The organism is Magnetospira sp. QH-2, assembly GCF_000968135.1.
Taxonomy (GTDB): Bacteria; Pseudomonadota; Alphaproteobacteria; order Rhodospirillales; family Magnetospiraceae; genus Magnetospira.
In genome coordinates this window covers 1,507,989-1,519,245 of the sequence record NZ_FO538765.1, presented here as the reverse complement: position 1 = coordinate 1,519,245, position 11,257 = coordinate 1,507,989, and the positions used below count along the sequence as shown (strand labels likewise).

The 11,257-nt window shown below is 61.3% G+C and carries 10 protein-coding genes; 2 read left to right on the top strand and 8 right to left on the bottom strand.

All coding sequences use genetic code 11. The features are described 5' to 3' along the window. Positions 1-29 precede the first annotated feature (29 nt). Together ispH and hpnH are read left to right on the top strand one after the other, a co-directional pair. Positions 30-980: a 4-hydroxy-3-methylbut-2-enyl diphosphate reductase gene (gene ispH, locus MGMAQ_RS07140; protein ID WP_046020999.1), complete on the top strand. Its 951-nt coding sequence runs from the start codon at positions 30-32 to the stop codon at positions 978-980. 5 nt (positions 981-985) lie between these two features. Then, positions 986-2,071, top strand: coding sequence for an adenosyl-hopene transferase HpnH (hpnH, locus tag MGMAQ_RS07135; RefSeq protein ID WP_046020998.1), 1,086 nt, complete (start codon positions 986-988; stop codon positions 2,069-2,071). On the opposite strand, the gene MGMAQ_RS07130 is transcribed toward hpnH, so the two are convergent. From MGMAQ_RS07130 to nadB, 8 genes are all read right to left on the bottom strand, one after another. Beyond that, entirely contained in the window at positions 2,021-2,704 is a 684-nt protein-coding gene (locus MGMAQ_RS07130; protein WP_052716208.1) for a hypothetical protein, read from the bottom strand. The two genes, hpnH and MGMAQ_RS07130, sit on opposite strands and share 51 nt — an antisense overlap. Positions 2,705-2,710: 6 nt before the next feature. Then, entirely contained in the window at positions 2,711-4,636 is a 1,926-nt protein-coding gene (gene shc, locus MGMAQ_RS07125; protein ID WP_052716207.1) for a squalene--hopene cyclase, read from the bottom strand. Between the two features lie 65 nt (positions 4,637-4,701). Next, positions 4,702-5,955 carry a hydroxysqualene dehydroxylase HpnE gene (gene hpnE, locus MGMAQ_RS07120; protein ID WP_252508693.1) on the bottom strand — a complete coding sequence of 418 codons (1,254 nt, stop codon included), beginning with the start codon at positions 5,953-5,955 and terminating at the stop codon, positions 4,702-4,704. After that, positions 5,952-6,800: a presqualene diphosphate synthase HpnD gene (gene hpnD / locus MGMAQ_RS21360; protein ID WP_046020996.1), complete on the bottom strand. Its 849-nt coding sequence runs from the start codon at positions 6,798-6,800 to the stop codon at positions 5,952-5,954. Before hpnD ends, hpnE begins: the two co-directional genes overlap by 4 nt. A 33-nt stretch (positions 6,801-6,833) precedes the next feature. After that, positions 6,834-7,976, bottom strand: a complete 1,143-nt coding sequence (locus MGMAQ_RS21355) for a glycosyltransferase (RefSeq protein WP_046020995.1) — start codon at positions 7,974-7,976, stop codon at positions 6,834-6,836. Then, positions 7,973-8,827 carry a squalene synthase HpnC gene (hpnC, locus tag MGMAQ_RS07105; protein WP_046020994.1) on the bottom strand — a complete coding sequence of 285 codons (855 nt, stop codon included), beginning with the start codon at positions 8,825-8,827 and terminating at the stop codon, positions 7,973-7,975. Before hpnC ends, MGMAQ_RS21355 begins: the two co-directional genes overlap by 4 nt. Then, on the bottom strand, positions 8,824-9,645 hold the full coding sequence (locus tag MGMAQ_RS07100; protein WP_046020993.1) for a protein kinase: 822 nt from the start codon (positions 9,643-9,645) through the stop codon (positions 8,824-8,826). The genes hpnC and MGMAQ_RS07100 overlap by 4 nt, the downstream gene beginning before the upstream one ends. Before the next feature lie 11 nt (positions 9,646-9,656). Continuing rightward, positions 9,657-11,252 carry an L-aspartate oxidase gene (gene nadB, locus MGMAQ_RS07095; RefSeq protein ID WP_046020992.1) on the bottom strand — a complete coding sequence of 532 codons (1,596 nt, stop codon included), beginning with the start codon at positions 11,250-11,252 and terminating at the stop codon, positions 9,657-9,659. Between the last annotated feature and the right edge of the window lie 5 nt (positions 11,253-11,257).

Sequence of the window (11,257 nt, the reverse complement as noted above, 5' to 3'; positions counted from 1 at the left end):
CGCTGCCCCCAAAGGAGCCTTCGACCCTCATGTCCGACGCCCATACTGTTCAGGTCATTCTCGCCCAACCGCGCGGATTCTGTGCCGGTGTGGAACGGGCCATCGAGATCGTCCAACGGGCCATCGACAAGTACGGTCCGCCGGTCTATGTGCGCCATGAAATCGTCCATAACCGCCGGGTGGTCGACTGTTTGAAAAAACGGGGCGCTGTTTTCGTCGATGAATTGGACGAAATTCCAGAGGGGGCCGTCACGGTGTTCAGCGCCCATGGGGTCGCCCAATCAGTCGTCGATGAAGCCGCCAGCCGGGATCTGCCTGTCTTGGACGCCACCTGTCCGTTGGTTTCCAAGGTGCACAAGGAAGGCCGATATCATGAAGCAAAGGGTCGCCAGGTGGTCTTGATCGGTCATGCCGGCCACCCGGAAGTGGAAGGCACCGCCGGTCAAATCCCCGGTGGGGTGCTTTTGGTCTCCAAGCCCGAGGATGTGGCCCGACTGGAAGTCGAAGACCCGGAGCAACTGGCCTATGTCACCCAGACGACCCTGTCGGTGGACGACACCCGCGACGTCATCGAAGCCCTGAAAGAGCACTTCCCCACCATTCAGGGGCCCGATGTCAAAGATATCTGTTATGCGACACAGAACCGTCAGAGTGCCGTGCGCGACTTGGCCGACCGGGCCGATCTGGTGCTGGTCGTCGGTTCCAGCAATAGTTCCAATTCCAACCGATTGCGCGAACTTGCCAGCGAACATGGCGTGGTCGCCTACCTGCTTGACCATCCAGACGAGCTGCAAAAAAACTGGCTTGAGGGAGTCAAGCGCATCGGCGTAACCGCGGGCGCCTCGGCGCCGGAAGACTTAGTCAATGAAATTATCGGTCGCTTGGGTGAAATGGTTTCAACGGAAGTCATCTTGATGGAGGGCATCCAAGAAGACATGCATTTCAAACTGCCCGATCAACTTCGTGACGCGGCGGAGTAGCGCACATGGGCGTTCCCCTTATTCAGGGCCTGCGGGTTGGCGGCTATATCCTCAAGCAGAAGCTGAGCGGCAAAAAACGCTATCCGCTGGTATTGATGCTCGAACCGCTTTTTCAGTGCAATTTGGAATGCGCCGGTTGTGGTAAGATCGCCTATCCCAAAGATATCCTGGAAAAGCGCCTGAGTGTCGAGGAATGCCTCGCCGCCGCCGATGAATGCGGCGCGCCCATTGTTTCGATCCCGGGCGGCGAGCCGCTGATCCATGATGGCATCAAGGAAATCGTCGAAGGTCTGGTGGCGCGGAAAAAATTTGTCTACCTCTGCACCAACGCCCTGCTGCTACGACGCAAGCTGGACCTGTTCAAGCCAACCCCCTACCTGACCTTGTCCGTTCACCTCGATGGCGACCGAGGTCACCACGACAAGGCGGTCTGCCGCGACGGCGTATTCGACAAGGCGGTGGAAGCCATCCGCGAGGCCCGGTCACGAGGGTTCCGTGTGACCGTCAATTCCACCTTGTTCGATGACGCCGATCCGGAAGCGTTTGCCGAATTCTTTGATTTTGCCTGCGATGACCTGGGCGTTGAAGGAGTGACTCTCGCCCCGGGTTATGCCTATGAGAAGGCACCGGTGCAGGCCCAGTTCCTGCGTCGCGAGCGGACCAAGGAGTTGTTCCGCACCATTTTGCGCCTGGGCAAAGGGCGCGCCTGGCGGTTCAATCAGTCGTCCCTTTATCTGGATTTCCTGGCCGGCAACCAGTCCTACCGCTGCACTCCCTGGGGCAATCCGACCCGCAATATTTTCGGCTGGCAGCGACCTTGCTACCTGGTGGACGAAGGCCATGCGGCCACGTTCAAGGAATTGATGGAAGAGACGGCCTGGGACAACTACGGTCCGGGCAATGATGACCGCTGCGCCAATTGCATGGTTCATTCGGGCTATGAGCCGACTGCGGTGGACGATACGGTAACCCGACCCTGGAAGGCCTTGCGCGTGGCCCTGTTCGGTCCGCGCACCGAAGGTCCCATGGCCCCGGACGTGTTAGAGCAATCCGAGTCCGCGGGAACCGGCGGCCGCCGCGACGCGGCTTAGGGTTCCCAAAGCTTTCTTGCTATCCATGGCCAGTCGTAGAACGCCGCCCAGATCATTGGGCCGTTTGAGCAATCCCCAGACCACGCCCCACGGCCGACGATGGCCTTCCGGGCTCACACCCCCCAGGGCAGCCCGGGGCAGCTTGGTATCCGCCGGATCGGAGACCGCTCGCAACACCAAAAAGGGGACCCCGGCTGCCTTGGCCACCCGCGCCACGCCATGGCTTTCCATATCCACGGCCACATGGCCCAAGGCGGCCAGTTCGGCCTTGTGCTCAACCCGCCTGACCACCCGATCACTGCCCCACTGAATGCCCGAGGCCAGCGGGATCTCTTCCCATAGTAAATCGGTCAGGGCCAGTCGCCAGCGCAAATCGGTCAAGGTCTTTTCCCCGTTGGGGTGACGCACCGCCTCGGCCAGCACCAACGCCCCGGGTGGCAGGGATTTATCTAATCCGCCACAGATCCCGGCACTCACCAGAGCCGTACAGCCCTCGTCCAGCAGATCACGGGCGGTGACAGCAGCTCGTTCCGCGCCGATCCCGGCCTGCCGAACCGTCACGCCTTCCTCGTTCCACAACCCCGCCAGGGCGATGGTTTCGTCATCCAAGGCGGTGACGATGCCAATATGCATATTCCATCACATCCCGTAGAGAGGCCGATGGGCGTTTCCACTCACCAGGTTGCGGTAGCGGGCCAAAGCCCACAGGGGGAAATAAGCCGAGTAACCATGATAGTGCAGATAGAACACCCGGGGAAAGCCCGGCGCGTTATAGAGCTCCTCGTGCCATTTACCGCCGTCGCGCGGTGCCTGACTGAGCCAGCGTATTCCGCGCCGCACCGCTTCGCTATTCACCTCCCCCGCCGCCATCAACCCGAGCAGGGCCCAGGAGGTATGAGACGGTGTCGGGACCGAGTCCTCCGCCTCGCGGGCATCATAGTAGCTCGAACAGCTCTCGCCCCAGCCACCGTCCGCTTGCTGGCGGGATTTCAGCCAATCCACCGCCCGGCGGACCGCCTCGGAATCCATATCCTCGCCGACGCCGTTGAGAGCGTTGAGCACCGACCAGGTCCCATAGATATAATTGGAACCCCACCGTCCGAACCAGGACCCGTCGTCCAACTGTTCCCGATACAGATAGTCCAAGGCTGCCTGCACCGCTGGATGATCCTTGCCATAGCCCACCTGGGCCAGGAACCCGAGACAGCGGGCGGTCACATCCTCGGTCGGCGGATCGAGCAAGGCGCCATGATCGGCAAAGGGAATATGGTTGAGGAAATAGTGCTCGTTCTCGGCATCGAAGGCGCCCCAGCCACCGTTGCTGCTTTGCATGCCGACAATCCATTCCACCGCCCGATCGATGTTCTCGATGTACTTGGGGTCCCCCTGACGGTCCAGGGCCATGCCGACCACCGCCGTATCGTCCACGTCGGGGTAGTAGTCATTCCAGTATTGGAAAGCCCAGCCACCGGGGCGCACGTCCGGGCGCCGGGCCGTCCAGTCGCCGTTCACATGCAATACCTGACGCCCCTGCAGCCAATCCAACGCCGCATGAGCGGCCTCATCTCTACCCGCTTCCATCAAGGCATGGGCGGCGAGGCTGGTATCCCAGACCGGCGATACACAGGGCTGACAATAGGTCTCTGTTTCTTTGCACACCAATAGGTTATCGATTGATTTTCGTGCAACAACGTAATCCGGATGGTCCCGCTGATAGCCCAGGGCATCCATGGCCATCACTGAGTTGGCCATGGCCGGAAAAATGGCCCCGAGGCCGTTCTCGCCATTGATACGCTCGCGGATAAACGTCATGGCCTTGTCGATGGCCTTGCGCTTCCAGGACTTGGGGATCAGGAAGCTCATGCGCCGAGCATACTTGTCAGCCACCAGCAAGGCCTCGCCCACCCAATGACCCGTCGGATTGACGTTGTAGCGCTTTTCCTTTTCCGGTGGCGTGACGAACAGCTCGCGGATATGGACCTTGCGCGGGTGCCGGGCCTTGGCGTGCAGGGCATAAAGCACCAGCAGCGGCATCATCACCGTGCGCGACCAGTAAGAGACCTTGTCCATGTGGAAGGGAAACCACTCGGGCAGGAGAATCACCTCGATGGGAATAAACGGGATGCCGCGCCAGGGGATTTGCTCAAACTGCGCCAGCATGATGCGGGTAAACACATTGGATTTGGCCGCGCCGCCCATGCCGAGAATCAATTGGCGGGCCTTGACCATGTGCGGGGCTTCCGGATCATCGCCGACGATCTTCAGCGCAAAGTAGGCCTTCACCGAGGCACTGATATCCGTATCGCCTTCGTGAAACAGCGGCCAGCCGCCCTCGTCATTTTGAATGCGGCGCAGGTAAACAGCGATCTTCCTCTCTAGTTTATCATTAGGTTCACCCAGGAAGTGATTGAGAAGTATATACTCTGCCGGGATCGTCGCATCGGCCTCCAACTCGAAGACAAGATGCCCGTCCGCCTCCTGGAGGTCGACAAGCCAATCAGCGGCCTCGCCGACCAAGCGGTCAACGGCCTTCAGATCCTCGGACGTGTCCGACGTGTGATTCACGGAGGTTCCGCTCCAAACAGGGGTAATACGCAAAGCGGGATTTCTGTGCGCCCGGGCGCCATTTGTCAAGAATGGGACACGTATTTCTGTACCGCTTCCGCCGCATGGCGGCCGGACCGTATGGCCCCCTCAATGGTCGCGGGCAGCCCCGTGTCGGTCCAATCCCCGGCCAAAACCAGATTGCGCCAGGCCGTGCGGGTGCCCGGTCGCCGCGCCAGATTGTCCGGGGTCTGAGCAAATGTGGCGCGCTTTTCCTTCACCACCCTGTGAAGCGGCAAGGGCGTTTCGGGCCGCCCCAGGGCCCGGCAAACCTCCGGCCAGGCCCGCTTGGCCAGATCTTCGGAGTCCGCGTCCATCCATGCATCGGCGGCACTCACGGTGACCGATGCAACGTCACCACGGGCAAAAACCCATTGGCTCAATCCCCCCACCAGACCGATGACCTGTAGATCTCCGACCGCCTCCTCCAACTTAAAGTGAAGATTTAGGATTGACCTATTGCCTACTGGAACATTGATTTTCTTAATCAGGGAACTCGCCTGCGCCGGGGGCACGGCCAGGACCACCACGTCCTCCGGTCCCAGATCCAAATGCAGGCTTCCCAGGTCGAGAGCCGTGATCCGTTCGCCATCTTCGTCGATGGCCTTGCAGCGATGCCCAAACTCCACTTCGATATCGCATTTGCGCAGGAAAGACACCGCTGGGTCGATGAACGCCGGCCCCAATCCATCGCGCGCCATGCGTGGGCGACAAGCCGCCTCGCCGCGTCCGAAAGTCTCTTTGAGCACCGGCCAGAGCAGTTGGGCCGCGCCTTCCTCCCCCGATGCATTCAGCGCCGCCACCGCCAAAGGCTCCCAGAACCGGCGATAGAGCCTGCTCCCCTCGCCCAGGCAGCGGGCCACGGTCAGATCCGGCCCCGCAAAAGCGAGGCGGATCCCCCGCAGGTAAGACCAGACCCCGGTCCCCGGCACCCGCCGATGGCGGTTGAAGATCCACCAAGGTATCCTTCCCGCCCCCGGCTCCAGGCACCAACGTTCATCGGTCTCCAAATCGAGAAACGGGAACGCCGCCTTGGGCGGTCCCACCAGATGATCCACCACGCCCAGCATCAAGAGGTATTCGTAGGTATCGTTGTTGCCGCTGAGTAGCAGGTGATTGCCGTTATCAATCAACCGATCGAGGATCGCATCGTGATAGGACCGGCAGCGTCCGCCGGCCTGACCGGCACTTTCCCAGACCGCCACCCGGCGTCCAATGCGCGACAGGCGGACGGCGGTGGAGAGTCCGGCCAAACCAGCGCCAATGATATGGATGGTCACAGCAGGCCGTGCCGCAGGCCGATCCACATTTTCTCGGCCTTGCTCAGACGCACCCGTTCGTCCAGCCGTTTCCAGCCGCGTTTGCGCAACCTTTCGAGGACCTTGTGATAGACCTCTTTCATGACGATGGCCGGTTTCATGCGATCCGCCTCGCAGTGCTTCAGCGCCTTCTCGGCGGATCGGTAGGACTGTTCGGCCAAAACAGCCAGTTCCATACAGACCTTGGGCAGATGGGGATGCGCCAGGACCTCGCCCGGTTCGGTGGCCTCGATCGCATGTCGTTGCAGCAATTCGCGAGGCAGGTACAAACGGTCCCGCTCCGCATCCTCCTTGAGATCACGCAAGATGTTGGTCAACTGCAACGCCAGCCCCAGATGAGCCGCCACCACATCGCCTTTTTCATCGTCAATGCCGAACACCCGGTTGGACAGCCGCCCCACCGCCACCGCCACACGGTGGCAATAGAGTTTCAGTTCTTCCATGGTTTGCAGGCGAAGCGGCTCGACGGCATCCATCTCCATACCGTCGATGATCGCCAGGAAGTCCTCCTTGAGCAATCCGACCCGGGCCACATGGGGTTTCAGCACCCGCCCGACCGGGGTTTCCGGTGCCCCCGCATAAAGGGATTCGATCTCGTCCCGCCAGGCAGCCAGACGGCGGATCTTATCATCCAGAGGCGCTGGTTCATCGGCCACATCGTCCACTTCGCGGCAAAATCCATAAACGGCGAACATGCCGTTGCGCCGTTCCTCGGGCAGCAGGCGCATGGCCCAATAGAACGACGACCCTGATTTTTCCACCAGGGACTGCACATAGGCAACATCTTGCGGCGTAGACTCGGTCATGACCTCATGGATAGCATTTGCCGAGGGTCTCCGTCACCCCAACTCAGGGTAATGACGCCCCTTCCAGGCCCCGCCCCGGCCCATCCAATGGCGACGGGCGGAATCCAGGGTCATCAAGGTATAAAACAGCGCCGCCACCGGCAACAGCAGCCCACGCAGGGGCGACAGTCCATAAAGCCGCAGTGTCGGTCCATAGGAAAAAGTCATCAGCAGCCAGGCGGCTCCCGCCGGAGCAGCGACCCATAAGTCGCCGAACAGAAATCCCAACGGCGGTAACAGATAGATCAGGGCCATCCCCATCACCGTCCCGATCAGCATCAGACCTGAGTGTTCCAGCTGCACGAAGGCGGTGCGGGCGACCATGCGCCAGATTTGGCTCAGGCCGTCATAAGGCCGCAGGCTATCCACGGATTTAGTCAAGCCCAGCCAAATCGATCCCTCGGCCTTCAGCCGCTTTCCCAAGGCCACGTCGTCAATCACCCGATCTCGGATGGCGACAATACCGCCGCTGGCGGCCAGGGCCTCGGTGCGAACCAGCATACAGCCCCCCGCCGCTCCCGCCTCGGCCCGGCCGGGGTTATTGACCCAGGGAAAGGGATAGAGCTTCTGAAAAAAATAGACGAAAGCCGGGACCAGAAGCTTCTCCCAAAAACTCTCGCAACGGAGCCGAACCATCAGCGATACCAGATCGCGTTTTTCGGTTTCCGCCTTGACCACCAGCCGCCGCACCCCCCCTTGCCCATGACGTATATCGGCGTCGGTGAGCAACAAGTATTCTGCCCCCGGAGAAATGCGCCCGGCGGCCTCGACGCCTTGGAACATGGCCCACATCTTGCCCACCCAGCCCACCGGTAGGGGCTGGCCGGAAAGGATATGCAGACGCGGATCATCCCCCGCCGCGGCTCGGGCCACTTTGCCGGTCTCATCGCGGCTGTTGTCGTCAATGAGGATCACCGTCAGATCACCGGGGTAGTCCTGCTCCAAAAGGGATTTGAGGGATTCACCAATGGTTTCCGCTTCGTCCCGGGCCGGAATGACCGCGGTCACCGCGGGCCAGTCGGAGAGTTCGCCGATGACCAGGGGCAACATCTGGTCGCAGGCCCAAAACCGCCCCCGGAAAGCCACCAGATAGATCCAGATGGTCAAAGAAATCAGTGCCAGTCCGAGAATAATCATGCCACCAGCCCCTGCAAGGCTCCGCGCAGGCAGCAAACCAGGGTGCCGGGCTTGCTCAGGGCCACGCGTCCGGCAACCGGATCTTGTCGCGCCAATCGCTGGGTCAAGACATGGGCAATATCCAGAATGGCCCCGGATTCCATGGCCAATCGACGGCTGTGCAGGCCGCCGGGCAAGGCGGCCGCCTGACGCAACAACTCCCGCGTTCCGTCCAGGCATCGGTCGATGACCTGGCGCAGGGCAGGGCTGGCGCGATGAGCCTTCAGGTCCGACGGATCCGCTCCGGCCTCGGCCATCCAGTCCAGTGGCAAATAGACCCGGTCCATCACCTCATAGTCTTCTTGGCAATCCTGCAAATGGTTGATCACCTGCAAGGCATTGCACAAGGCGTCCGAAGGGCCGTAGCCGTTGCGCGAACCGCCATGCAAGTCGAGCAAATAGCGGCCCACCGGCGCTGCCGATTTCAGGCAATAGGCCATCAGATCGTCCCAGTGGTCATAGCGGTTCTTCACCGCGTCCTGCTTAAAGGCGGCAATCAGGTCCAGGCAATGGTCAGGAGCAATATGCGTCTCGGCGAGACTGCGCCCCATGGCCCGTCCGGTCTCATAGCCATCCCCCCCCGTCCCCTCAAGGGAAGCGGCGAAACCGTCCAGGCGACGGATCTTTTCGCCCGCCGTCAGCGTCGGATTGTCGGCAATGTCGTCGATGGCCCGGGCAAAGCGGTAGAACACCGCCACATGAGGCCGCGCATGGGCGGGGAGCAGGAACGAGCCAACCGGGAAGTTTTCATACTCGGCATCCTTGCCCGAGGGAGTCTCCACGGGCACGGCACCGGGAACAGCCGCTGTCACGCCAGAGTCTCCATCACCTCGCGAACAGCGGCCACATCCGCCGGGCGGTCCTTGGGGTCCTCGGCCATGCAACTCATCATCCACTCGCCGAGCGCCCTGTCGATGGTTGGATCAATATCGGTGGGCGGCAGCGGCTTGGCTTCGGCCACCCGCCCACAGATCAGCCGATAGGCGATACGACCGAAGGAGCATATGTCGGAGCGCGCATCGACCGATGACGCGTCCACCAATTGTTCCGGGCTGGCAAACCCCACCGGCCCACTGCCCCCGCCATCGCTGAACAAGTCCCAATCTGGTGTTTTGGCCAGCCCAAATCCATCGAGAACCAGCCGACCGTCGGGGGCCAGCCAAATGGCCGCGGGGGCCAGTTGCCGGTGCACAACGGCTCGGCCATGCAATTCTTCCAACGCATCCAACAACTGGCGCAATATGGCCAGGGCACTGTCCAGAGGCATGCGCGCGGCTTCCCGGCCTCGACCTTCCTTGGCCGGAGCCCAGATCAGATCACGCAGGGTCATAGGGAGCAAGGGCAGGACCATGAAAGGTGAGTCGCCTGCCTCGTTGGCGCCCATCAGCGGCATGATGTTTTCGTGGCTAATGTCGCGCAGAAGCTTGAGTTCGGCAATGAAGGCCTGCCGCATGAGGTCCAAGCGCTCAATGGTCGGTGGCCTTGGGCCGTCTTCCGTCGGGATCATGCCCGCCTCGAATCGCTTGATCACCACCAGCGGTCGCCCCCCTTCGCCCGAGGCGATATAGCGCGTATGGAAAGGCTGTCGGGCGATGGTGGCAATCGGTCGGTAGGCAGTCGTCTGGTCCATGGGTCCCCCGGTCAACGAGCCAAAATGGTATCACGGGGCGGCGTGGATGTATCGGCCTCTGGATGGTCGAGGGAATAATGCAGTCCCCGGCTTTCCTTGCGAGCCATGGCACTGCGGATAATCAGATCAGCCACCGTGGCCAGATCGCGTAGCTCCAACAGATCCCGGGTGACCCGGAAGTTGCCATAATACTCATCAATTTCGGTCAGCAGCATATCGACCCGGCGCTTGGCCCGTTCCAACCGCTTGGTGGTGCGCACAATGCCCACGTAATCCCACATGAATCGGCGCAGCTCTTCCCAGTTATGGGAGATGACCACTTCCTCGTCGGAATCGGTGACCCGACTTTCATCCCACCGGGGCATGTCCGGCGGGATGGGGGCATCGGGCAGACGAACGGCAATATCCCGCGCCGCCGCATCGGCAAAAACCAAGCATTCAAGCAATGAATTGCTGGCCATGCGATTGGCGCCATGCAGTCCGGTGCTGGAGACCTCTCCGATAGCATACAAGCCATCCACATCGGTGCGTCCGTGCATGTCCACCTTGACCCCGCCGCAGGTGTAATGGGCGGCGGGCACCACCGGAATCGGCTGCTTGGTGATATCGATGCCAAATTGCAGACAACGCCGATAGATGGTCGGAAAATGCCCGATAACGAAATCCTCGGGCTGATGGGAAATATCCAGGTGCAGGCAATCAACACCCAATCGCTTCATCTCGAAGTCGATGGCCCGAGCGACCACGTCGCGGGGCGCCAGTTCGGCCATGGGATGGAATCGGTCCATAAACCGGCTGCCGTCGGGCAACAAAAGGTGCCCCCCCTCGCCGCGCACCGCCTCGGTGATCAAGAAGGACTTGGCCAAAGGGTGATAGAGACAGGTGGGATGGAATTGCAGGAATTCCATGTTCTCCACCCGGCATCCGGCACGCCAGGCCATGGCCACGCCGTCGCCGGTGGTGCCATCGGGGTTGCTGGTATAGAGGTAAACCTTGCTGGATCCGCCGGTGGCCAAGACCACATAGCGGGCGCGAAACAGGCGCACCCGCCCGGCTTCGTTGTCCAAGGCGTAGGCGCCCACACAGCGGGGCTTGGACCCGGACCGGTCCATGACCACATCGATGGCCGTATGATGGGTGAAGACAGACACATCGGGTGCTGCCTTCACCTGTTCTTCCAAGGTGGATTCGATGGCCTCGCCGGTGGCATCGGACACATGAAGCACCCGACGATGGCTGTGCCCGCCCTCGCGGGTCAGGTGAAATTCCAAAGTCCCATCGGAACGCTCGCGCCGGGAAAAGTCCACGCCATAATCGATCAGCTTCTGCACGGCCGGTTTGGCGTTTTCCACCACATGCCGAACCACATCCTCGCGGCATAGACCGGCTCCGGCTTCCAAGGTGTCTTGCAGATGGCTTTCGGTTGAATCTTTGTCATCCAGCACCGCCGCCACGCCACCTTGGGCGTAATAGGTGCTGGTCTCTTTCAATTCACCCTTGCAGAGCAAGGCGATTCGCGTCCGCCCGGCAAGATGCAGGGTCAGGCTCAATCCAGCCGCCCCGCTGCCGATGACCAACACGTCATATATGGATTCGTCGGGCGCCATGCCTT